We start from the raw sequence: 23035 nt of genomic DNA, 5'->3' as shown, positions 1-23035 counted from the left end.
ATTATCTAATTTCTTGGAGAGAGGTAAACAAAAGGAAGATTTACGGCTTCCCTGATCCTCAGTAATAGCTCATATATAAACCCTGACTTCTTAAGTCTCTGAAGATGAAGCGACCCAAATTAAACTTAAAACAAAAATCTGGTAGAAAAAAAATTGACGTTGATGATTTTCTTAGGAAGATTCATCAAGCAAAATCTGCTGGAGATGAGTTTGTTTTGGATATTTATAGGACTGTTTATCCTAAATTTCCACGTCACTTGAAAGAGGTTTTAAAGAGGAAAGGAATAACTCTGTAGTATTCAATGACAACTGAATATGCAAGGCAAAAGCTGTTAAAAACAGCTGATGCTTCGAGGTACTTAGGGGTATCAACTAAAACCCTAAGACGTTATCGGGATCTGGAAGGCGGTTTTCTAGTTCAAGATAAAGAGTGGTTTTCTGGTGCATTTGATAACAGCCCTATTAGATGGGATATTGAAAAATGCGAAGAAGCTTTAGCTAAAAGAAGAAGAGGATTTTCAAAATATAAGGACTTTCAAATAGCAAAAAAAATTATTCAGGATCAACAAAAATGACCCCTAAAAAGATAGAGGTCATTAATGCTGTAACCAACAACATTGTACCTCCAGAACAACAACACCTGCATATATTGCAGATGCTATTGAACCTGAATCCTGTTCCAATTACTAGCTCTAGTGATGAAGAGTTATTGGTTCAAGTGCAGAAATTAGAGCAGATTCAATCCTTTTGTGGATTCCTTCCAATATGGAAAGGAAGTAAAAAACCAAAAGTTAAAGAATGGGGAGATGAACCGCATCTTTCATTATTAGAAGCTTTAGGTTTTGCTCCAGCTGCACTAGCTGTAAGAAGTCCTAATTTACTTTGCCTTGATTATGACAAGGAAAGTTCATTTGATTTTGCAGCTGAAAGGGGAATTGATTTCACTTATCCAACTTGGCATATCAGAAGAACAGATAATGTTCAGCGATTTAAGCAAGTGTTTCTAGTGAGTGATGAATTACTTTCAGAATTGCCTAATAGATCAATTAAAAGAACTATCAATTATTTAGATTCTGGACTTGATATTTTCTTGAGCAACAAAGCTTACATTATTTTTAGTGGAGAGCATGAGCTAGGAAAAGGGCAATATTATTCTCCAGCTGGACTTACTGTTTCTAATCTTCAACCACCTCCAAAAATTGTTTGGGATTTAATTTTAGAAATTGGAAGTTTTGAACCATTTTCAAGAAAAAGGAAATTTAGCACTAAAAGTAAAAAAATGAATCCCTGCATTATTTGCGGAAGAGATGAAAGACTTTGGTGTTCTGAATCTGATAATGGTCTAATTTTTTGCATGAATGGATCAACCTTCAATGCAGAGAAAAAACATGGCTTTTTAAAAATTGGAGATGTTACCAGTAATGGCTATGCCTTAGTCGGGCAAAGTCCAACTTGCAATACTTTCAAACTCGACCAACCCCAAAAACACAAACCCAGAAGAACCACAAAATTAAGGAGGTCAATTCGTGTTAAAAGATAATGTTATTGAATCTATTGAAGATGATTCAAAAGCTTTTGATCGGTTGGTTGAAATGGCTGTTTATTTAATAACAACAAATGAACCAGTTATTAAAAGAGCAGGGATTTTAAGAAATCAGGCAAAGATGGAAAGCATACCTTTATCTAGCAAAGATGTATTTCTAATTCTGGCTAAAGCTAGAAGAGATATTGAAGGTATAGATGAAGGAGAGAAACCTAATGTTGAATTAGATGTTTCTGAAGAGAGTTGGCTTTGGGATCAATTAATTACTGAAGCCAATTTAACTCTTATTGTTTCCATGCCTAAAGTTGGAAAGTCTAGTTTGGTTGGAGCATTTCTTGGTCAACTTAGTTCAGGATCAACTGAATATTTAGGCAAAGAAATCAAAGGAGAAAAAAGAAGTATTTATATAGTGGGATCGGATCAACCTTTAAATGATTGGGTCAAGATATTAATTCCAGCTGGACTTGCTGAAAGAACAGCATCAGGAAAAGTTATTTTGAAAGAACCATTAAAAAGGTTATGGCATAAGGGCAAGCCACTTCACTTAACTGAAGAAAGTATTGAATTACTTTATGGATTAGCAAAAAATGATCCTAATTCCATTTTTGTATTTGATGCTTTTGCAAGTCTTATTTCTGGCTTGGGTTTAGATGAAAACCACGCTGCATCTGTTGAGCCTATTCGCATGTTGACTGAAGCACTTGCTGCAACAAAAGCAACACCAATCTTGTTGCATCATGCAAGCGGAGGTAATTCTGGAGAAAGAGCAGTTAAGGCAAGTAGAGGAACTAAAGCTTTGCCAGCGGAAGCTTCTCAAATACTTGAATTAGATTGGTTAATTCCTGAAGATAAACATGATAATAGAGTTACGATTTCTTCAGCTGGTAGAAATTCAACGCCTGTTGATATGGTTATTGAGCAAGTTGATCGGGCTGTTTGGGTAAATCTTGGGAGCAAATCAGAAATTGCTGAAAACCTAAGATTGGAAAAAGTAAGAGAAAAACTAAACGATAGGCAAGAGTTGGTTTTAACTTTTCTTGAACAGCGTGATGAGAAGAATAAAGGCATGTTTACTACTTCTCAAGATTTAGTTGAAAATCTCAAATCAGAATTTGAAGGAGACAACACTAAAGCATTATCAACGCTTAACCAACTAGAAAATAAAAAGCTAATTTATTCAAAATATCGAAATTTTGAAGGGAAAGGAAAATGCAGAATTTTCTACCCAAATAAAAAATAAAGGCTTTTTTAAAACTGGCTATTTATCCTATTTACCACCCCTAAATAGGGTAAATTGGCACTTTTTAGAAAGGGTATCTGCACGATATGCAGGGGTCATTGAATCTAAAATTTTAGTTATAGATTTACTTTTAAATTTCTAATTTTATGATTAAGAGCAGAATTGAGAGCAAACAAAAAAAGTAGTTCAGCTATAATAGAAGTATGGATTCTTTAGATGTTTACACCAAGAGAAATATCATGGATTACCTTTCCCACCCAGAGGAAAGTAAAGATAAAAATTATTCAAAAGAAAGACAACAAATAAGGCAAGAGTTAAGAAGGCAAGATAATCAAACGAAAAAAATGGGAGGAGTTGTTGATTGGAATTATTTGCTCAACCACGTTGATTCTTTTTAGCAATACATGCTACAAAGATTAAATGAACTGTTATCCAATTAGAGAAAGGAAAGATTGGTTTATAACAGATAGGAAACCAACTATCTGTCCTCATTGTGGTGCGAAGGAAGTTAAGAAATCAGTTTTTGGTATGCCAAGTGCTGAAGATTATTATGAAGCGAAATATCATTTTCAGGGTTGCATACCAGATTTCCCCGAACCTCGAACATGGGGTTGCTGTAAATGTGATGCCGCATTTTTTAAAAATACTCAAAGAAATTTAGATGCACTAAATGGAATATGGAGAAGAAAATCTGAACCCGAAGAAGGAGAGAAAGTTATTAAAAGAACTGAAAAAGAAAAAGCGGATTTAATGAATGAAGTTATGGAGAAATGGGTAAAAGAACAAAAAGAGCAAAGTTTAGAAATACCTTTTTAATCCAATTCTTCTAATATTGTTTCTTTTGGAATCTCCTCCAGAATCGTTTTATCTGAATCAATAAAATCTAAAATATCTTCTTTAGGAATAAAATCTAAAATTGATTTTTTATTCTTATCCATTTGACCCATTGAAGTAAGTTGTTGATCTTCCATGCTTAAAACCAACATTGTGATTAACTTGCTGATGGTCTAATCCAATCAACCGCATAAGCACTTTTGCATTGGCTGCAACAGCACTAAATTGACCCTTCTTCATAGCTTCAAACATGGCTGTTTCTAACACACAGATTAGTTTTGCAGTCATTTCAGGGCGATTAAGGTCGCCTTCTTCAACATCATCTTTTATTAAAAGGTAGGCATGGGAAGCGATTTGCCTTGCTCTACGTCTGGATATTGAATATTTTTCGGCAACAAGGGAAGTAACAGCACTATAAGCTTTACCTTCCAATACAAGTTCAGCTGCATGAGCAACTCTTGTTTCCGTTTCTTTTTTACTTGCTCTCTTCATAATCCCTCTTCATTTCTTGGTCAAAACAATACATATTCATTTCTCTCATAGCCCAACAAAGTGAAGAAGCAAAAACTGCAACTGTTGTTGGATTGGCATAAAATTCAACCAAATAATCAGCAACAACTCTTACTTCTTTTGAGATCATAAAACTGATTCAATTAACTCTTTTCTGGTTTTCATCTTTGCCAATTCTTCAGCAAGATAAGTTTGATTTAATTCTTTTTCTCTATTGGAAATAGATAAATCTAATTGAGATAAATGTTGCTCAATTCTTTTTTTATAAATTGGAATTTTTACCAATTCTTTGAGATGTTCAAAAGCCCAAGATTCGTAACCTTCGGGAAGTCCAGAATCATAAGTTCCTTTTTTCATTTGTTCATCTCTCATCTGAATTAGCTTGTTAAAAACAATTCGATAATGTTCGCCTGAAAGATGCAACCAACCAAAACATGGGTGTAATTTTGCAAGTGCCATAATTAAAAATTTGGAAGTCCTGTAGTTAGATTTAAATTATTTCTTTGGCGATATTCTCTTAATTCTTTTGCTCTCTGATTTTGGTCTTGTAAGGCTGCAATTTTTTTAGCCATACTTGCAGCTGCTTCTTCTCTTGCTTGTTCAATTTCTTGTTGTCTTGAATGATAACCAGAATTAAATCCTAAATAACTTGCAACTGCTGGTTGATGTTTTTCAATGATAAATTTAGCTGTCATTGTGAGCTTACTTGGGTCAAAAGGTTGACCCCATTTTCTTTCAGGAATCATGCTTTTTTTAAACTCATAATTCTCTAATAATTTGTTCTCAAGTCCTTGAGCTTCAGCTTCAACCTTTTCTTGATTTTGAAAAGATTGGCTTATTTTGTTATTGAGTTCTTCAGGATCAAACATAGGAAAAACTATTAAATACTTACCTATAATATATACCCTATTTATCATATTTAGCTATACTAAAAGCGTTGCAAGAACTGCAATTTGGCGTAACTTGGGCTGCTGCAACCAGCCCTTTTTTAATGACAAAATATAATTAATAAATATACAAGATGCTAGTTATATCAATGAGTTTACTAACTTCTAAATGCTTGGACAATTCTGCTCTTATGTCTGCTCTCAGCTATGTTAAAATACTGTCATAAACCCTGTAATTGCCAGTATTTGCAAGGCTATTGGCTACTGCATGGCATGCAGGGGGTCAGCGGTTCGAGTCCGCTTGGCTCCATGAGTATTTTGCTTGTAATACTAAATAGTTTGGTTTATTTATCATAACAAAACGATAGGTTTTGATATTGTTAAATATGGTTAATCATGGCAACAAATTTACATTTTCAAAAGTTTAAAAGGAACATTCTCATGTGGAAGTTTTTTCTCAAAAAATCACTTCCATTTTTTGAAATAAAAATGAATTCGGACTATTGCAGAATATAGATATTTTTTACCTACTAGTTTTATATTGACTAATATTAACTTTATTTAGATATCTTTCAAAGTAGTCAATTGTTTGTTGCATACCTACTTTTAGGTCAACTAAATCTTTCGGATCCATTTCTATAAGTCTTAGAGTATTTATATCTGCTTTAACAATTGAACCAGGTATCTCACCAGGTCGCATTGGAAGATTAATAATCTTAGATCGGCTCCCAGATAATGAAATTATTAATTCTGCTACTTCTTTTACACTATTATGTTTTTCTGGTCCAACTTCTATTGGAACTTTAAAGACTTCTCCTTGATGAGCTTTCAATAATGCATTAACCAATGCTTTTGCAACATCTGCAACAAAAACCATATCACTTATTTGTGATCCATCTCCATATATTTCAACATCCATATTTGATAAGGCACGACAAACAAAAGAGGGAGTAATCTTTCTAACTTTACCAGGTCCAAAGGGAGAAAATGCAACTTGTCTTGGACCATATGCATTGACAGCTCTAACAATATTTACTTTTGTACCTCTATATTTATTAAACATATCTATAAACCTTTCTATCATCGATTTAGTAATACTATAAGTATTATTCATCCAGTGATTCCCAACCGCGATATAAGAACCAGGTAAATTATATTGTGCCGCTGCCTCTAAAATATTTAAACCTCCCATGATATTAGATTGAGCAGCAGGTCTAGGATTATTTATGGTTTCTTGTGTTCCTAGAACAGCTGCTAAATGAATCCATCCATCAGAGTGAGCCATTGCTTCTGTAACGGCAACTTCATCAAGAATATCTCCTTGAAATATTTCTACACCGTCTGGATACTCATGTGAAAGTCTTCTATGATGGTCAAAGATTACAGGAACATAACCTCTTCTCTTAAGCTCTTCAACCACATATTGGCCAATAAAGCCCATCCCTCCAGTAACTAATATTTTCAATTAACTTAAAATTTTAGCTATACATTAAAATTATAATTAAATTTTATTAATTAAGCCATTAATAGGATTCGTTTATTTAATTAACAAATTTACTGAATTATATTTGGAACTTAATTTTAATGGAATTTAATAATTAATTTTAAGATATAGTTTTTGAATAATATTAAGTTGATAAAGCGTTAATGATATTTAGATTTAATTAGAATGGAAGCATCACACAAAAAATATTTAAGAATTAAATCCCTGTGAAGATAATTATTTATTGTTTAAATTTTGCACCCGAGATCGTTGGAACAGGCAAATATAATAGCGAACTTGTAAATTTTCTACATAACAAGGGTCATAAAGTTAATGTAATTACTTCACCAAAATATTACCCAGATTGGAAAATTAAAAATAATAAATATGAATTAGATAAAAATTTTAATTTTAAAGTTTATAGATGCCCTATATATGTACCCAAAAAACCCACAGGTATAAAGAGAATTTTACATTTAATTTCTTTTTCAATTACAAGTTTTCCAATTTTAATTATTCAATTATTTTGGAAGCCCGATTCTGTAATTCTAATTGCCCCAACAATATTATGTTTCACAAATATTTTTATCTTTAAATTATTTTCTAAAAAAAATTTATTTACTCTCCTTCACATACAAGATTTTGAAATAGATGCTGCATTTAATCTAAAAATATTAAGTTTTCCCTTATTAAAAAATATACTTATAAAGATTGAATCTTATATATTCAAGAATTTCAAACACGTAAGTACTATAAGTCATGGAATGATTAAAAAGTTGATTTCTAAAGGTATACAAAAAAGTAAAATTTACCATTTCCCAAATTGGGTTGATGTAAATAAAATAAGGAAAAGTAAATTAATTTATAAGAAAAAAAATTATTATAGAAATAAGTTAAAAATAAACGATGAGACTATTATAATTCAATACTCAGGAACTCTTAATAAAAAAACAGGAATTTACTTTTTACTCCCAATAATAAAATTTTTTGAGAAAGAAAAAAATTTATTATGGCTTTTTTCTTGTGAGGGTCCATTGAAAAAACAATTTGTACAATTAACTAAAAATATTCCAAATATTATCTTTATTCCACTTCAAGAAGAAGAAAAATTTAATGAATTGCTTAATGCTGCTGATATATCTATTATTCCACAAAAGGAAAATACTGAGGATCTTTTTTTACCCTCAAAGTTAATTTCAATTTTAGCTAGCGGAACCCCTGTTGTTGCGAATGTAAAAACTAATAGTGATCTTGGTAAATTAGTAAATGAAGCTGGAATAAGAGTTGATCCAAATGATCAGGCTGGATTTATAAATGCCATAAGTAATCTAAAAGATAATCAACAACTAAGGATCAGATTAGGAAAAAAGGGAAGAATTATTGCTGAAAAAATGTTTAACAAGAATATTGTATTAAATAATTTTAATGATTTTATCGAAAACTATTTCAATCAAAATATTTGCGAAAAAGATTTTTCTAATTAAAAATTGAATTACCAGATTCTTAATGTTTGGCTATATTGAAGGAAAAAGCCTAACAATGCTTAGAGGGAAGCTTAGAGAAAGTTCTACAATATTAAATCAATTTCAAAGATTATTTGATCCCTTTTTTTTGACAAATATTTCTTTCTTAATATTTAATCAAAATCAAATTACAATTAACTTTAATTATTTTCTTATTTTTTTTATAAATTTAATATTGCTTAATCTTAGCAATTTATATGAAAGTTATAGATTAAAAAATTTATACAAGTTAATTCCTAAGATATTCTATTTAAGCTGTTCTATATCTATTTTCAATAATATTTTTACAGTTTTTAGTAAGAATTATAATAATTTTCAATTATTAAATTTTTTTATTTATTGTTTTCTTTTTTTAGTAGTTCATCATATTTTAACAAGAATTTTATTAAGAGTTTTAAGAATCAATGGTTGTAATTCAAGAAATATAATATTTTTTGGAAATAAAAATTCATTTCGTAATTTGTTGATTCAAATTGCTAAAAATCCTTGGCTTGGTTATAAAGTAATTTATTGGTTCAGTCCAAATTCAAATGATCATAAAAAAAGAACGTCAATTGAATCTAAAACTTATAATTGTATAGGAGGTATTAAAGATTTTAAAAAGAAAATTAATAATGAAGAAATAGATAAAATAATTTTTTCTTATGAAAATTCAGATAATATTTCTTTGGAAAAAATTTTAAAAGTAGTTGGCGATTCTTGTATATCATCATCTTTTTTAATTGATAAAAAAATTCCTTCGATGAGTCTGAAAAAGGAAAATTTTGGTGACAATTTAGCTCTTAATATATGGAATCCCGAAGTTTCAAAATTTAGTAAAAAAATTAAGAGGTTAGTTGATTTTTCTTTAGCGATTTGTTTTTTATTATTTTTTATGCCGCTTTTTTTACTAGTTGCGTTATTAATAAAATTTTCTAGTAAAGGGCCAATTATTTATTATCAAAATAGATATGGTTTAAATGGGAAAGTTTTTAAAATGTATAAATTTAGAACTATGTTTTTTAATCCGAAATTAGATCATAGTAAATTAATACAAGCAAAAAAAGGTGATAAAAGGATAACATTCATAGGTAGGATTTTAAGAAGGTATAGCCTAGATGAGTTGCCCCAATTATTAAATGTTATTAAAGGTGAAATGAGTTTAGTAGGTCCCAGACCCCATGCGACTCAGCATAACGAATTCTATAGAAAAGTTATAACAGGTTATATGCAGCGACATTCTAACTTACCAGGGATGACTGGTTTAGCCCAAATAGAAGGAGAAAGAGGAGAAACAAATACTATAAAAAAAATGAAACGAAGAATTCAATATGATATGGAATATAATAATGACTGGAATTTGTTAAACGATTTTTTAATTTTGATAAAAACAATTTTAGTGGTTATAAAAGGAGATGCCTATTAGTTTTTATTAAACCATTTTTTAAATTTTTTATATAAAAAGGCAAAAATTGATATTTTTGAACTTTCTAATTTATTCTTATAAATTTTATTTTCATTTAAATATTCATAACCATATCTATAACTACCATATTCATATGAAAAACCAAATGATTTATTTTCTTTGGAATTAATGCTAATAACTCCAAGAATATTGCCATTCGATAATCTAATATTATTTATAGCCGCATTTATAAGATTTCTTTCAACTTTAAATAGACTTATAACAAGCAAAGTAAAATCGACCTTATTAGATAATAAATTCGTATCTGCAAGAAAAAGTGCTAGAGGAGAATCAAATATAATATAGTCATACTCTTCAAGCGTTTCTAACCATTTTAAGAATTTTTCAAAGTTATGAGAATTAAAAATTTTGTAGGGGTCTTCAAACTTCTGACCAGATGTTATTATATCTAGATTTTCATAATCTTCTATTTTTTGGATTATGGATGAAAAACTAGATTCATCGAGTTCATTTATTTTTGATAAACCAATTTTATTTTTTAATCCAAGACGTAAATGAATCTTTGGTTTTCTTAAATCTCCATCTATTAGCATTACTCTTTTATTTAGAGAATTTAAAGTTTTTGCTAAATCAATAGATGTTTGCGTTTTACCTTCACCCTGGATAGTACTTGTTATATTGATTATTTTAAAATTTTTTCTTTCTTTAATCAATTCTAAATTATTAACAAGATATCTATATGACTCACGATGAAAGTAAAAGGATTTATTAATTTTACTAATTTTCAAAAGATCTCTCTTATTCATATTTGCAATAGAATCAGATGAAATTTTATTTATAGAAGAATAAAAATCCTCATTTTCAATATTCTCCAAATATGGAATTGATCCATAAACATTTAAATTTAATTTCTCTTTTATCTCATTTGGTGAATGATAAAAATTCTCTATTCTATCTTTGAAAATAGCAGCAATTGCTCCAACAAAAAAAGATAAAAAAAGTAACTGAATAAATCTTTTATTTAAATCTGGTTTAACTGGTTTTTCTTCAACTGATGGGGGATTAATAATTTGCCAAGGAAAGTTATTTTGGGCGATTCCCAACCTAAATTTTTCCTTGGTTTTTGTAAATGAAATATAATTTTCTTCTGCTAATTCTAAATCTTGATTTAGTTTATTGAATTCGTTAATAAAGTCAGGTAGTTTTTTGTTTTGAGTCAAAACTTTTTTTTGTTTTTTATTTAATTCATCAATTTTTATTTTAATATCATTAACAGCATTCAATTGGCTTTGTTTTGCTATTTTTGATACGGCATTAATTCTTTTTTCTAGTGAAATAATTTTTTGAGAATCAGGTTTAAAAATTGTTCTAGATGAAGCTAATTTTTTTTTAAGTGCATCTAGCTCAATAAGAATTGCTTGCCCCGAAAAATAAGATGCCAAGCCTGACTCATCAGAGCTGAATTTACTTTCAGGAATTAAAATTGAATCTTTAAAGCTGACATCATAATTTTTCTCATTTTTAATTTTTTCTTTAAAATTTAAATAACTCTCTAATTGAATTTCAAGGTTTTTCTTATCATTATCTAATTCTAGAATTAATTCATTAAATAAATCTGCTTGCTTTTGTGGATTTGCTGGTGAAGAATTAGTTCTTAAATTTTTTAGTTTACGTTGTATTTCATTTATATTTTTTTGAAGATCAGGGTTTTGGGAGTTAAGGAATTCTAGACCTTCTTTAATTCTATCTTTTTTTTGTTTTAGGGAATATGAAATATAATCTTTGCTTAAGTTGTTTAAAACAGAAAGAATTAAAGATTTGTCTTTGCCAAAATATGATATTTCTAAAATTCCTTTAGCTTCCTCTCTAATATTTTTGATATTACCTCCTTTAGTAATTACTAATGAGTTTATTAAATCTTTATAGGACAATTTGTTTGCCCTTGAAGCAGAAATAAGCAAAGGCTTACTTTTTAAGACTTCGATGATTGTTGGTATATCGTTTTTTGTATTATATGAAGCTATATCTTCAATAAAGTTATTACCCCTGTTATTCCCCTCATTCTTCTTAAAAGGATCTTCAACTAGCATAGAAAAATAACCCTTATATATAGGATTATTCACTCTTTCAAATAAACTATAAATTAAACCTGATGATAAAGTTATTATTGCTAATAAATAAAATATTTTTTTTTGCCTATCTAAAATCCTTATAATTTCAACAAAATTAAAGCCAAATCCATCTTCATTATCATTAAATTCTATCTTGTCCATTTATTATCTTTTTATTGAACAATCATATGTATATAATAAAAATAACATATATTATTAACAATTAAATAGTGAATTTATTTTTTAATTCGGTATCTATTACATTAATAATTATTTTAAATTTTTTTTCGATTAACAAAATTAATAGCAAAGAAATTAAAACTACAAACTTATTTGTTTCAGAACAAAAAAATACCAAAAATCAACTAAAAGAATATATTCATATTAAGCATAAGCAGAAATTAGATCTTTTTTATCTTGTAAATTTAAGTGATATTTCTATTAACAAAGGTAAGAAAAGAGATAAGTCAAAAGATTTAAATAGACATGGTCAAATATTAACAACGAATTTAAATTCTAAAGAATTTAAAATAGTTGAAGAAATTAATAATAACCAAAAAACTAAAATTAATAATAATCCACCTATATCTCTATTAGAAAAATCAAGATATCTTTTAGGTCCCGGGGACAAAATTAAAATATTATTCTATGAGCCAGAAATATTGACAAATCAATTTGAGATAAAAGCTAATGGTAATGCAGATATACCTTATATAGGTTCTATTAAATTAAATAACCATACTCTTCAAAGTGCAAAAGAAAAAATTGCAAATAAAATGAAAGATTCTGTCATTGAGCCTATTTTTGATTTAATTCTTGAAGAACCTAGACCAATAAGAATTACTTTAATAGGCGAATTAAACAATCCAGGAGTTTATACATTACCTTTTAGAATTGCGAATTATACTAATAGTATTGATGAATTTAAATTTGAGCCTGAGGGTCAAAAATACCAACCAACAATTATAGATGCATTACAAATATCTGGAGGAATTAATCCAGATTCTAATCTCCAAGAAATAGAGTTAAAAAGAAGGTTTAATGTAAAAAATGAGATTATTAATAAAAGTATAAATGTTAACCTTGTGGATTTATTTATAAAAGGTGATTTAGATAATAATATTTTGTTATTTGATGGAGATATAATAAAAATAAAAAAAACAATTAACCAAAGTGATGAAAATTTTAAAATAATAAATGCAAATCTTGCACCAAAAAAGATTCCTATTTATGTTGTTGGTGAAGTTAAATCTCCTGGACTAATTGAAGTACCTACGAATTCAACATTAATTGATTCAATACTTAGGGCAGGCGGTCCACTTAATTCAAGGGCAAGTAAAAGTAAAGTTAGAATTATAAGAGCTGAAGATAATGGCTCTATTTCAAGAAAAAACTTTAAAGTTAATTATTCAAAAAGAAACCAAAATTCTAATACAGTTGTAAGAAAGGATGATATTATTTTTGTAGGATCAACTTCTTTAGCAAAAATTTCAGATGCTCTTGATACGATAACTGGTCCAATTAGAAATACAATTTCAATATATGCGTTATTCAAATTGATAGAAAATTGATTTAAAAATTATCTTAAAATATTTTTTTAAAACTTAAATGAAAAAATCTTTATATCTTTTTTCAATTAATTTATCTTTAATTTTAAGTCTATGTTTAATTATAAATAATTTAAGCCAACTAATTTTATTCAGTATAATTTTCAATATCATTAATATCTGGTGGATATCCCAAAAAATAAAAAAAAGAGATAGCATTACCAATTTCTCAAAAATAATAAATTTATTATTTAATTTTTCAGCAATAATTTTTCTTTACCCAGATCTTTTAGTAAATGATCCAAAATTATTTTTCTATGGGGACGAATTGTTTATAGTCCAAGCTTTTAAATTAATGATTTTTTATCAATTTATAGTAACTATAATCTTAAAACTTTTTGAAAGTTTAGGTTTTGGTGATGTCGATTTTAAAAATTTTGATTTTTTTAATAAAGATTTAATTAAAACTGTTATTGAAATTAATATTTTCAGTTTTATATTATATGAATTATCAGGGAAAAAAATACTTTCTATATTAAGTGGTAGAGCATCTAATGTATATGGTTCTTTTTTTAAAGTCCCTGCATACTCAGGAAGTACAAATACTTTCTTTATTTTGTTTAATTATTTTATCCAATTCACAGCCGTAATTGGTTCTTTATATTTATTAAATTATTTATTCACAAAATTAATAAAAGGAGTAAAAGTAGAATTCCTAAGAATAAATATTTCTGATTATTATCAATTTATTCTTTTTTTTATAACAATTATTTACTATATTTCTGCTTTTTATTCAGATGTTAGGGTTAATTTACTTTATGTAATTATCCCAGTATTAATTTTATTCTCATCATTGATTTTTAGTAGCAGTAATGTAAATACTAAATTTTCATTATTAACAATTCAGACTACAAAAATAATTACACTTACCTTGTTGATATTAGTATTTCTTCTAGTATCACAAATTCAAGTTTATAGAAGAGGAGGATCTGGGGCAACATTTTTTAAAAGACAAGGTTATGAATTTACGAAAACCCAAGGAATTGTCCAAACTGATAGAAATCTTTATATGCTATCTGAAATAATAAAATTCTCTCCAAATAATGGAACAGTAGAAGGGAGAAAAAGATTTGCTAACATACCATATCAATTCGTTCCATCTTTAATTTTCCCCAACAAACCAAGAATCTCAGAAGATATCCATCGTGATGTTGAAAATTCTATAATTAATAATTTTAGTTATAAATATACAAATACAAGTGTTTCATTTACATTATTAGGTAATTTTATTCTTGCCTATGGTAAAAATTTGGGATTTATTCTTTCTACAGTTTTTACGATAATAATTTCATATTTAAATATTTTTATTCTTAGCAAATTCTTAAGCTCAAGATTTTATCCATATATAGCTGTTTCTCTTTTAAGCGTTTATTTTATTTTAAGTAGATCCTTATTTTACTACTTTACATTGATTTCAATAATAATATATTCATTAATTATTTTGCTAATTTATACGAAATTAAGAAAATCAATATAAAAAAAGTTTTTTATTTACTCTTTTTCTAAAGAAAGAAGTTTATTGAATAACTTATTTCTTTTGCTTAAATCAAAATAATTTCCAATATCCTGAATAGATCCATCATTAAAAACAATTATTTGATCACATTTTTTTAAGGAATTTAACCTATGAGAAATTAAAATTACTGTACTATGCTTAAAATTCTCAAAAATATTATTTATGATTTTTAATTCATTTTTAATATCTAAAGAATTTAAAGCCTCATCTAAAACTAGGATTTTAGGTTCTTTATATAAACCTCTAGATATGCCAATTCTTTGTTTTTGCCCTGCGCTTAATTTAGAACCTTTTTCACCAACCTTGGTCAAATACTTCATTGGTAAAGAATTAACAAATTCTTCTATTTCAGATAGTTTTGAAGATTTTATAACTTTTTTTTTATCTATATTTTTAGCTTCTATCCCATAAGCAATATTGTTTAAGATAGTACCATCAATTAAGTATATATCAGGAGGAAAATATGAGATCATATCTTGCCAATTTGACAAATTACTTTGACTCATGAAGATATTTCTATTTTCATTAATAATAAATCCCTCATTAGGAACTAATAGACCCATTAACAACTTTGCAAAAGTAGACTTACCACTGCCTGAAAATCCAACTACCCCAATCTTTTGTCCTTGCTTTATCTTTAAATTTATTTTACTTAGACTATATTTATCATCAGTTTTATATCTAAAGCTAACATTTAAAAATTCTAAAATTATGTCTTTATCCATATTAAAAAGTTTATTGGATCTTTTAATTAATTTATTATTTTTTAATAAGAAATTTGAAATTTTCTTAAATGATGATTTATACGCTTGAATGCACGTAACGCCATTGAAGAATTGTTGAAGGGGAGTTAATAATTTTAATGAACCTAAACCTATTGTTCCAAGAGCTATAAATTCATTTTGAAAGTCTTTATCTTTGGAGTATATGAATAATGAAGCAGCTATTATTAAAACTAAAATAAAAGTTTCAATAATATATCTTGGAGATTGAGATTTTATATTTATATTCGCGCTCATGTTCCTAAATTCTTTATTAGGAAAGTTAAATTTTTTTTTAAAATATTCAAAATTATTAGATAATTTTATTATATCGATATTGTTATATGTCTCTTCTGCTATTTGTAATGTTTCCTGATATTTTTTTGAATAAATCTTTCCATCATTAGAAAGACTAAATTTGATTTTGAAAAATAAAGATAAATATAGAAAAGAAATTATTGAAAGCAGAATTGCAGTTCTCAATGGGTAAACAAATATTAAATAACTAGAAATAACCATTATTAATATTGAATTGACCAAAATAAACGTTATTCCTTTAACATATTCACTAACATTATCTACATCTTTTGTTATGTATCCCTTAAGGACACTTGAGTTAATAGTTTGATGCCAGCTATATGGCATTTCTAAAGACTTAGAGAAAATTCTTAATCCAAGATCTGAAGCAATGTTAGTACTTAGCTTAAACTGGTATTTCAAAGTAACTAAACGAAAAAACATGGATATCAATATAGATAAAATCATTAATAATGAAATTATCAGAATGAAGTTTTCTCCTGGAATAAATTTTTCAATATAAGAAAGAGTGGTTAAAGCATTATTTGATTGAATATTGGCCATAGATCCCAAATATGGAATTATAATGGATATATTAAGGATCTCAATTAATGCAGATATCAAGCTTAAAACTACTAGTTGTAGAAATTGAAACTTTCTTTTTCTAGTTATTAAATTAAATAAATTTGAAATTTCATATATCCTCAAGAGAATGCTTTTCATCATTAATATAAAATCTTACTTTTATTTACAAGATAGAATATTCATTTATTTTAAAGATCGTTTGTTAAAGATACGAAACATCAAAAAGGTTAATAAATTTACGCAAAATAATTAAATATTGTTTTTAAAATTATTGGTTTTTATTAATTTTTAAAATTAAAATAAATTATTTAATGGAGTTAAATTCTTTTAAATAAAAAGTCTCCTTGTATTAACTCTAATTTATCATAAATACAATTTTCTGATCTTATAAATTTGAATTTTTTATTTTCTAAGAAATTCATAATCTCCCAGCCCAGAATTTGTGATTTATAAAACTCTTTAAAAGATAATTCTATATAAATATATTTAAACTTCTCCAATAAATCATTAGCTCCTTTTAATACGTTAATTTCTAATCCTTGAACGTCTATTTTTATAAATCCATTATTAAAATCTTTTATATTATTAAATTTAAACCAATGTTCTAGTGTGATTACATTAACTTTTTGATGGCTTAAAACATTACTTGTTCCAAAAAATTTTTTTTGAAAACTTGATATTTCGAGTAAAGAAGAAGAATCATTCTTCATGGGAATATTAATTTCTTGACTATTGCATATATCTGATATTGCAAATGGAAAGAATTCAATATTTTTTAAGTTTTTGGTGATGATATCAAATGATTTTTTTGAAGTAATTAAAGGATCGAAAGAATAAATTTTTTTATTAGGTTCCAAAGATTTAATTGCTAATGTAAATTGACCTTTATTAGATCCAATATCCAGGAAAGCATCAATTCTTGATTCTTTTAAAACATATTTTAGAGTTGATATATGTTCAACTGAAGGATAAATTCCTACTAAATAAAACCTAGTGAAAGATAGATTATTTACTATGAAGAATATTTTTCTAATTCTTAGTTTTAACAAGTAAATTAAAAATTTAAAACTCATTTATTTATAATTATGCTTCATTTTAATAATTTGCAGTATTCATATGCCATCTTTTCCTGAGAAAACTGAGATTTTGAATATTCATATGCATTCATGGAAATTTTCATGCTATGAGGATATTTAAATATTTCCAAAATTTTCAAGAATAATTCATAGTTGGATAAATTATCTGGGAGCAAAAATCCATTATGTTTATCGATTATATTTTCTCTCGTAAAATAGTTATCAAATGCTATAACTATTGAGCCATTAGACATAGCTTCCATAATTTGATTAGGCGAATTATCTTGTTTTGATAAAAACAAAATATAATTACTTTTGTGATAGAAATCTCTTATTTCATGCTCTTCTTTAAGAAATCCAAAATTATTTATATTAAGGTTCAAATTCATATAATTAAAAGGTAATATCATTTTTGTTGAATTACCACATAAATTGATTGTCAAATCTGATTCTTTAAGAAGCAAATCAATTATATTTTTAACTTGGCTAAGGTTTTTTCTTGGATCATCAAATCCTTGCGAAATAACTCCAATTGATACTTTTCTATAATCTCTTTGAACATAATCAGCAATCTCCATTCCATTAGAAATATAGAAAATTTTTTTATTACTAGTTAATTTCTTAGCAGTATTAAAAAGATGCTTTGAAGGAGAAATTATATTTACATTTTTTTTATTTAAAATACTCATTTTAATTTTAAATAAGATTTTAGGTATCCACCTAAAATTTTTTTTAACCGCAGGACAATCAATACATTTATTTCTCTCAAATGCATTACAATTTTTCGGATAGTGACAGCCTCCAGTTAACCACCAATAATCTGCAAATTTTATTAATATATTTTTTCTCATCGTAATTACATAAATTAACCATATTGAAGCAAAGTTATTACCCAACCAATGAAGATATATATTATGTCCTTTTTTACTAGATAAATAAAGTTTTAAATCTAAAAGAGTTGGAATTAAGTTAAAAGAAAAATGTGTTTTACTTTTATTTTTTAAAATTAAGATATTTATTATTTTTGAAATTAAGGCCATTTTCAAGTAAAAGAATTTAGATAACCCAAATGGATAAATTGTATTTATAAAATTTTTATTTAAGTTTTTAATAGCTACATATAACTTGACTTTATCTTTTCCTAATATCTTATTTAGCCCTGAGAATAATCTATAGGTTCCTAGCCAAGCTCCGCCTCCTGAGCCTTTATCTTTTGGAATTAATCCAACTAAATCATATTTATGCATTATAAAGATAATTTTTATACCACCTGAAGGTATCTTCAAGCAAAGATTCTAAGTCTTTATTTGGCTCAAATGATAATTCCTTATTAGCTAAATTGTAATCAGCAAAATTTCTATATACCTCTCCAATCCTTTCGGGGAAGTAATTAATATCAATTTTTGTATCTGTTATCTTTGTAAATATTTTTATTAGTTCATTTAAAGTCGTTTCTACATTAGTTGAAAGATGATAAGTATTTTGCATAGAGTTTGAATCTTTTAGCACACAACTTAAAATAGCTTTTGCTATGTCTTTAACATAAATATAATCTCTGGATGAAGTTCCGTCTCCAAATATGTTGAAAATTTTTTTTTGTAAGGTGCATTCTAATAATTTATTAACTACTCCTTTTTTATGAAAGCAGTAAGGACCATACACATTCCCAAATCTAAGGATATAACTTTCAATTTCATACATAGAAGAATAAGCGTTAATATAACTTTCACAAGATAATTTTGATGCTCCATAAGGAGAAATTGGTTTCGGATAAGAATTTTCATTAATGGGAAGAGAATTATTACCCATAAGAGCCCCTCCTGTAGAAGAAAATATGAATTTGGGGACTTTTGATTTTCTTGCAAACTCTAGAATATTTAGCGTTGCTCTTACATTATGTTCGAAATTATATATTGGATTTTTTGTACTTTCAATAACATTCCCAGCAGCAGCTAAGTGTACTATGCAATCTAAATTAAGTTTAAAATCTTCTAATTTTAATAAATCATGATTAATTAATTTGATATTTTTATTTAAATTAAGAGGGATATAGTACCTTTTTATTGATATTTTATTATTGTCAATAATGTATATTTTATCAAATTTATTATTATTAATTATTAGTTCTAAAAAATTTGAACCTATAAAACCTAGTCCACCTGTAATCAATATGTTCATAATTTTTTAAATTAATAATTTATTAAATTTTACTCTGTAAGAAAATATATTCTATATAGAATGATCGATACATTAGCGTTTTTTAAAAATTATAATTTTATAAATTTATGTAATAGATAAAAATTATTATAAATTATTTTTTTTGTTGAATTAAAAATCAATAAGAAAATTATTTTCTTTAATTTATTAGGATTTGGCTATTTTTTAATAAATAAATTCAGTTGTGTTTTATATTTTTATAAATTATCTATTAAGAAATTTTAGGAAAATATGAAAGTTTTGTATATAACTCCCTTTTCCTCAAATTCAAATAATTATTTTAATTCTATTTATAGAGAGGGTCATGATATAACTCTTTTGACAGATGATTTGACTTTCCATTTACAAAGATTCTCACTTCCAAGCTTTGAAAGTTCTAGTAAGCAAATTATTGGTCCATATTATATGGGTATTTTAAAAAAAGTAATTTATAAACTAAATTTTTCTAGACAATTAATATATTTTTTTATCAGAAAAATAGATGAGTCATATTATAAATATTTAAGAAAACTTAAAAATGAAAGATTTGATATAGTTATTTCTTATAGAGATATTGGACTAGAATATATTCAAGAATTTAAAAAAAAAGGTGCAATTTTTATAGTTGAAGAGGTTAATACACACCCAGACTTTATGAATAAATTACTTAAAAGAGAAGCAATAAGACTTGGATTAAATCCAATAAAAAACATTTTAAGTGATATTAAGGTTAGTAATATTAAGGAAGCATATGAAAAATCAGATTATATTCTATGCTCATCCAAACATGTTTATAGAACAATAAAAAAAAGAACTCAGCAAGGTAAAAAATTCATTATTAACCCATATGGTTGCCCTTATCCTTTAATTAAAAAAGAAATAAAAGAATTTAAGAAAATTAATTTATTGTGCATTGCAAGAATTCATTTAAGGAAAGGAATACATTACCTTTTAGATGTATATGAATTATTAAATCAAAACTTTCCTGAAAAATACACCTTAACAATAGTAGGAGGTATTTCATCAGATCCAGGATTTAATTTTAATAAAGTTAATGCAAATATAAAATTTCTAGGATCTTTGAGCAAAGATAAAATAAAAAAATTGTTTATTAAATCCCATATTTTTGTACTACCAACAATTGAAGAGGGCCAAGCTATAGTTATAGGTGAAGCACTATCTCACGGTTTGCCTATTATTTCTACTCCACTTTCTGGAACTATTGATTACATAAAAAATAATGAATTACTTGAGAAATCCTACAAAAATTTATCTATACAGATTATTCAACCTTCTAATATTAGGATCTTTTACGATTCAATTATTAAGCTATCAAATATAAATGCTTATAAGAAGGCTTCAGAATCCTCTTTATTAATTTCATCACAAAATACCTGGAATTTATCAGGGCAGGAGTTAGTAAAAAAATTGTCTTTAATATAATTATTTAAACTATTTGAAAAATACTCTTAATACTTTATATTTCTCTTTAAATTCTTTATAAAAATTTTAGTAGCTGATATCAAAGAGAAACCTATTAAATAAAATTTATTAAATAAAATAGATCTCATAAAAGTTCTTTTAGTTAGTCTTTCCCCTTTAAAAAAGGATTTTAAAATATAAAAACTTCTAACTAAACCAACCGGCGAAAAAAATCCAACTCTCCAAAACAAATATTTTTTAAGTATAGATTTATCTTCCAAATTTAATAATTTTGAGGTTAAAGAAATTGATATAGGAATCTTTCTTAAATAAAAAGAAATTCCTTTGTTTTTGTATAATTTCTCTGTTCTTAAGTCAATTGTGAACTTTGGATCGCAAACAAGCACTTTATATTTCTTTTTTTTCATCAAAAGTAATGAATGCCAAAAATGAATAGCATCAAGGTGGTCACAATCTAAATTATTTTTAGAACTATAAAATTTTTTAAAATTTGGCTTGTAGATGAAATCTCCCCACTTCATCTGGTTCCAAAAATATTTATACATATCCTTTAAATTATCAAATTCATAATCTTTATCTCCTCTCCTTTTTAAAATATTTCTCGATTTATAATATATATATGCATCTTTTGGTTTGGACATGATTGAATGGCAAATATTGAGAAAAGGTTCGAATGAAATTAAATCATCATCACCTATAAAATAAAAATAATTAGGTTCTTTTTCATTTTTCTCCAATTCTTTTATCTTGCGTATCAATTTAAAGTAATGCCTATCAAAAGAATTATTACTTTTTGTTTTAAAAAAATAATCAACTGTTTTTGAATTTTTCTTTATTAAACTTTCGCAAGTTAAATTGTATTCTTCTGAATCAGAATCAGAAGAAAGTATGCAATAGTTAATATCTAATCCATTTTCTCTAAGCTTTTTCCTGGTGTTAAAAACAGAAGGTATCACTAAACTAAGAGATTTTATTCTTTTAGAAGTTGTAATAACAATATTTAGTGGAATTGTCGCAAATTTTTTCTGACCCATTTTTATTTGTTCTTATTTTAATTTTATGGGTAGATTCATCGTTTAATCTATCTAAAAAATTAATTTTTTCAATATTAAATTTGCCTTTTTTTTTTAAGCTTTTATATAAAAGTTAATTCAGCTAAAGCTACATCTTCAATTATGGCCAATAGATCGCTACTATACCTTATTATTGAATCGCTTCCTGAAAGACTAAGGGATAAATCACTTGAAGAAATCCCATCAGGCAACTCTATATTGTCTTGACCAAATAAATAATCAGTAATCAGATCCCTGCCGCTTCCGGTACTAATCCGAAAAGTGTCGTTTCCTGAGCCTCCAGTTATCTGGTCATTACCAGTCCCACCAAAGAGGATGTCATTACCAGCATTACCCATAAGGATGTCATTACCATTATCTCCAATTAGTGTATTGTTACCACTATTACCAGTAATAGTATTAGCGAGAGTATTTCCCGTGCCGTTTATATTAGATGAACCAGTAAGAGTAAGATTTTCTACGTTATTTGACGCAGTAAAATTGGTTGCTGAGGAATAAATAAGATCAGTGCCTGATGATGCACCCTCATTAACTGTATCGGAATTGCTATTTACATAATAAATATCATCACCAGAGCCACCTGACATATTGTCATTCCCATTACCGCCATGAAGAGTATCATTTCCAGAACCTCCTATCATAGTGTCATTACCATTGCCACCATTGAGGTAGTCATTACCAGCATTTCCAATAAGAGTATCTGAAGCATTACCCCCTACCAAAGTATTGTTACCACTATTACCAGTAATAGTATTAGGGAGAGTATTTCCCGTGCCGTTTATATTAGATGAACCAGTAAGAGTAAGATTTTCTACGTTATTTGATGCTGCAAAATTGGTTGCTGAGGAATAAATAAGATCAGTGCCTGATGATGCACCCTCATTAACTGTATCGGAATTGCTATTTACATAATAAATATCATCACCAGAGCCACCTGACATATTG

Annotated in this window: 24 protein-coding genes; 11 read left to right on the top strand and 13 right to left on the bottom strand. The window is 26.9% G+C overall.

Annotated features, from left to right (window positions below; all coding sequences use genetic code 11):
* Positions 1-104 precede the first annotated feature (104 nt).
* The 6 genes from EU91_RS02250 to EU91_RS02270 all read left to right on the top strand — a co-directional run bounded on the left by EU91_RS02250 (position 105) and on the right by EU91_RS02270 (position 3599).
* Positions 105-296, top strand: coding sequence for a hypothetical protein (locus EU91_RS02250; protein ID WP_032524850.1), 192 nt, complete (start codon positions 105-107; stop codon positions 294-296).
* A 6-nt stretch (positions 297-302) separates the two neighbouring features.
* Positions 303-575: a hypothetical protein gene (locus EU91_RS0108815; protein WP_052041308.1), complete on the top strand. Its 273-nt coding sequence runs from the start codon at positions 303-305 to the stop codon at positions 573-575.
* A complete protein-coding gene (locus EU91_RS02255) occupies positions 572-1540 on the top strand; it encodes a hypothetical protein (protein WP_032524849.1) in 969 nt (322 codons plus the stop codon). Before EU91_RS0108815 ends, EU91_RS02255 begins: the two co-directional genes overlap by 4 nt.
* Positions 1527-2783 carry an AAA family ATPase gene (locus tag EU91_RS02260; protein WP_032524848.1) on the top strand — a complete coding sequence of 419 codons (1257 nt, stop codon included), beginning with the start codon at positions 1527-1529 and terminating at the stop codon, positions 2781-2783. The genes EU91_RS02255 and EU91_RS02260 overlap by 14 nt, the downstream gene beginning before the upstream one ends.
* 239 nt (positions 2784-3022) lie before the next feature.
* Positions 3023-3181 (top strand): hypothetical protein, encoded by a 159-nt coding sequence (locus tag EU91_RS02265; RefSeq protein ID WP_241433948.1) that lies wholly within the window; start codon positions 3023-3025, stop codon positions 3179-3181.
* A gap of 22 nt (positions 3182-3203) precedes the next feature.
* Complete coding sequence (locus EU91_RS02270) at positions 3204-3599, top strand: hypothetical protein (RefSeq protein ID WP_072012902.1); 396 nt, start codon at positions 3204-3206, stop codon at positions 3597-3599.
* On the opposite strand, the gene EU91_RS09665 is transcribed toward EU91_RS02270, so the two are convergent.
* From EU91_RS09665 to EU91_RS02280, 6 genes are all read right to left on the bottom strand, one after another.
* Positions 3596-3721, bottom strand: a complete 126-nt coding sequence (locus EU91_RS09665) for a hypothetical protein (protein WP_275040671.1) — start codon at positions 3719-3721, stop codon at positions 3596-3598. The two genes, EU91_RS02270 and EU91_RS09665, sit on opposite strands and share 4 nt — an antisense overlap.
* Entirely contained in the window at positions 3714-4109 is a 396-nt protein-coding gene (locus tag EU91_RS0108805) for a hypothetical protein (RefSeq protein WP_241433947.1), read from the bottom strand. Before EU91_RS0108805 ends, EU91_RS09665 begins: the two co-directional genes overlap by 8 nt.
* Positions 4093-4257, bottom strand: a complete 165-nt coding sequence (locus EU91_RS09485) for a hypothetical protein (RefSeq protein ID WP_193741634.1) — start codon at positions 4255-4257, stop codon at positions 4093-4095. The genes EU91_RS0108805 and EU91_RS09485 overlap by 17 nt, the downstream gene beginning before the upstream one ends.
* Positions 4254-4586, bottom strand: a complete 333-nt coding sequence (locus EU91_RS0108800; RefSeq protein WP_032524845.1) for a hypothetical protein — start codon at positions 4584-4586, stop codon at positions 4254-4256. Before EU91_RS0108800 ends, EU91_RS09485 begins: the two co-directional genes overlap by 4 nt.
* Before the next feature lie 2 nt (positions 4587-4588).
* Positions 4589-4996 carry a hypothetical protein gene (locus EU91_RS02275; protein WP_032524844.1) on the bottom strand — a complete coding sequence of 136 codons (408 nt, stop codon included), beginning with the start codon at positions 4994-4996 and terminating at the stop codon, positions 4589-4591.
* A gap of 541 nt (positions 4997-5537) precedes the next feature.
* The gene (locus EU91_RS02280) at positions 5538-6479 is read right to left on the bottom strand and encodes an NAD-dependent epimerase/dehydratase family protein (protein ID WP_052041306.1); all 942 of its coding nucleotides are present in this window, start codon (positions 6477-6479) and stop codon (positions 5538-5540) included.
* A gap of 245 nt (positions 6480-6724) precedes the next feature.
* On the opposite strand from EU91_RS02280, the gene EU91_RS02285 reads away from it, so the two are divergent.
* On the top strand, positions 6725-7981 hold the full coding sequence (locus EU91_RS02285; RefSeq protein ID WP_032524843.1) for a WcaI family glycosyltransferase: 1257 nt from the start codon (positions 6725-6727) through the stop codon (positions 7979-7981).
* 22 nt (positions 7982-8003) lie between these two features.
* Complete coding sequence (locus EU91_RS08965) at positions 8004-9425, top strand: exopolysaccharide biosynthesis polyprenyl glycosylphosphotransferase (RefSeq protein WP_052041305.1); 1422 nt, start codon at positions 8004-8006, stop codon at positions 9423-9425.
* Here the strand turns inward: EU91_RS08965 and EU91_RS02290 are convergent.
* Complete coding sequence (locus EU91_RS02290) at positions 9422-11698, bottom strand: GumC family protein (protein ID WP_032524842.1); 2277 nt, start codon at positions 11696-11698, stop codon at positions 9422-9424. The two genes, EU91_RS08965 and EU91_RS02290, sit on opposite strands and share 4 nt — an antisense overlap.
* A 68-nt stretch (positions 11699-11766) precedes the next feature.
* On the opposite strand from EU91_RS02290, the gene EU91_RS02295 reads away from it, so the two are divergent.
* Both EU91_RS02295 and EU91_RS02300 read left to right on the top strand, forming a co-directional pair.
* Positions 11767-13107, top strand: a complete 1341-nt coding sequence (locus EU91_RS02295) for an SLBB domain-containing protein (RefSeq protein ID WP_032524841.1) — start codon at positions 11767-11769, stop codon at positions 13105-13107.
* Between the two features lie 304 nt (positions 13108-13411).
* Positions 13412-14620 carry a hypothetical protein gene (locus tag EU91_RS02300; protein WP_193741633.1) on the top strand — a complete coding sequence of 403 codons (1209 nt, stop codon included), beginning with the start codon at positions 13412-13414 and terminating at the stop codon, positions 14618-14620.
* A gap of 14 nt (positions 14621-14634) precedes the next feature.
* On the opposite strand, the gene EU91_RS0108790 is transcribed toward EU91_RS02300, so the two are convergent.
* The 4 genes from EU91_RS0108790 to EU91_RS0108785 form a co-directional block, all read right to left on the bottom strand.
* Positions 14635-16443 carry an ABC transporter ATP-binding protein gene (locus tag EU91_RS0108790; protein WP_082303039.1) on the bottom strand — a complete coding sequence of 603 codons (1809 nt, stop codon included), beginning with the start codon at positions 16441-16443 and terminating at the stop codon, positions 14635-14637.
* 176 nt (positions 16444-16619) lie between these two features.
* Entirely contained in the window at positions 16620-17375 is a 756-nt protein-coding gene (locus EU91_RS02305) for an FkbM family methyltransferase (protein ID WP_032524838.1), read from the bottom strand.
* A 17-nt stretch (positions 17376-17392) separates the two neighbouring features.
* Positions 17393-18625 (bottom strand): glycosyltransferase, encoded by a 1233-nt coding sequence (locus tag EU91_RS02310; RefSeq protein ID WP_152556177.1) that lies wholly within the window; start codon positions 18623-18625, stop codon positions 17393-17395.
* Complete coding sequence (locus tag EU91_RS0108785) at positions 18618-19556, bottom strand: NAD-dependent epimerase/dehydratase family protein (RefSeq protein WP_052041303.1); 939 nt, start codon at positions 19554-19556, stop codon at positions 18618-18620. Before EU91_RS0108785 ends, EU91_RS02310 begins: the two co-directional genes overlap by 8 nt.
* Before the next feature lie 270 nt (positions 19557-19826).
* Here EU91_RS0108785 and EU91_RS02315 point away from each other — a divergent pair, with 270 nt between their 5' ends.
* Positions 19827-21017 carry a glycosyltransferase family 4 protein gene (locus EU91_RS02315; RefSeq protein ID WP_032524836.1) on the top strand — a complete coding sequence of 397 codons (1191 nt, stop codon included), beginning with the start codon at positions 19827-19829 and terminating at the stop codon, positions 21015-21017.
* A 26-nt stretch (positions 21018-21043) separates the two neighbouring features.
* On the opposite strand, the gene EU91_RS02320 is transcribed toward EU91_RS02315, so the two are convergent.
* Both EU91_RS02320 and EU91_RS02325 read right to left on the bottom strand, forming a co-directional pair.
* Complete coding sequence (locus EU91_RS02320) at positions 21044-22051, bottom strand: hypothetical protein (RefSeq protein WP_032524835.1); 1008 nt, start codon at positions 22049-22051, stop codon at positions 21044-21046.
* Between the two features lie 101 nt (positions 22052-22152).
* On the bottom strand, positions 22153-23035 hold an 883-nt coding region (locus EU91_RS02325), incomplete at its 5' end, for a calcium-binding protein (RefSeq protein WP_275040669.1).

This window comes from Prochlorococcus marinus str. GP2 (assembly GCF_000759885.1).
Classification (GTDB): domain Bacteria; phylum Cyanobacteriota; class Cyanobacteriia; order PCC-6307; family Cyanobiaceae; genus Prochlorococcus_A; species Prochlorococcus_A marinus_J.
This window is presented reverse-complemented; position numbering and strand designations above follow the sequence as displayed.

Bases quoted from the DNA above. Each gene is read 5' to 3' on its own strand.
- EU91_RS02250 (WP_032524850.1), top strand. From the start codon at position 105: ATGAAGCGACCCAAATTAAACTTAAAACAAAAATCTGGTAGAAAAAAA.
- EU91_RS0108815 (WP_052041308.1), top strand. From the start codon at position 303: ATGACAACTGAATATGCAAGGCAAAAGCTGTTAAAAACAGCTGATGCT.
- EU91_RS02255 (WP_032524849.1), top strand. From the start codon at position 572: ATGACCCCTAAAAAGATAGAGGTCATTAATGCTGTAACCAACAACATT.
- EU91_RS02265 (WP_241433948.1), top strand. From the start codon at position 3,023: ATGGATTACCTTTCCCACCCAGAGGAAAGTAAAGATAAAAATTATTCA.
- EU91_RS02270 (WP_072012902.1), top strand. From the start codon at position 3,204: ATGAACTGTTATCCAATTAGAGAAAGGAAAGATTGGTTTATAACAGAT.
- EU91_RS09665 (WP_275040671.1), bottom strand. From the start codon at position 3,721: ATGGATAAGAATAAAAAATCAATTTTAGATTTTATTCCTAAAGAAGAT.
- EU91_RS0108805 (WP_241433947.1), bottom strand. From the start codon at position 4,109: ATGAAGAGAGCAAGTAAAAAAGAAACGGAAACAAGAGTTGCTCATGCA.
- EU91_RS09485 (WP_193741634.1), bottom strand. From the start codon at position 4,257: ATGATCTCAAAAGAAGTAAGAGTTGTTGCTGATTATTTGGTTGAATTT.
- EU91_RS0108800 (WP_032524845.1), bottom strand. From the start codon at position 4,586: ATGGCACTTGCAAAATTACACCCATGTTTTGGTTGGTTGCATCTTTCA.
- EU91_RS02275 (WP_032524844.1), bottom strand. From the start codon at position 4,996: ATGTTTGATCCTGAAGAACTCAATAACAAAATAAGCCAATCTTTTCAA.
- EU91_RS08965 (WP_052041305.1), top strand. From the start codon at position 8,004: ATGTTTGGCTATATTGAAGGAAAAAGCCTAACAATGCTTAGAGGGAAG.
- EU91_RS02290 (WP_032524842.1), bottom strand. From the start codon at position 11,698: ATGGACAAGATAGAATTTAATGATAATGAAGATGGATTTGGCTTTAAT.
- EU91_RS0108790 (WP_082303039.1), bottom strand. From the start codon at position 16,443: ATGATGAAAAGCATTCTCTTGAGGATATATGAAATTTCAAATTTATTT.
- EU91_RS02305 (WP_032524838.1), bottom strand. From the start codon at position 17,375: ATGAGTTTTAAATTTTTAATTTACTTGTTAAAACTAAGAATTAGAAAA.
- EU91_RS02310 (WP_152556177.1), bottom strand. From the start codon at position 18,625: ATGCATAAATATGATTTAGTTGGATTAATTCCAAAAGATAAAGGCTCA.
- EU91_RS0108785 (WP_052041303.1), bottom strand. From the start codon at position 19,556: ATGAACATATTGATTACAGGTGGACTAGGTTTTATAGGTTCAAATTTT.
- EU91_RS02315 (WP_032524836.1), top strand. From the start codon at position 19,827: ATGAAAGTTTTGTATATAACTCCCTTTTCCTCAAATTCAAATAATTAT.
- EU91_RS02320 (WP_032524835.1), bottom strand. From the start codon at position 22,051: ATGGGTCAGAAAAAATTTGCGACAATTCCACTAAATATTGTTATTACA.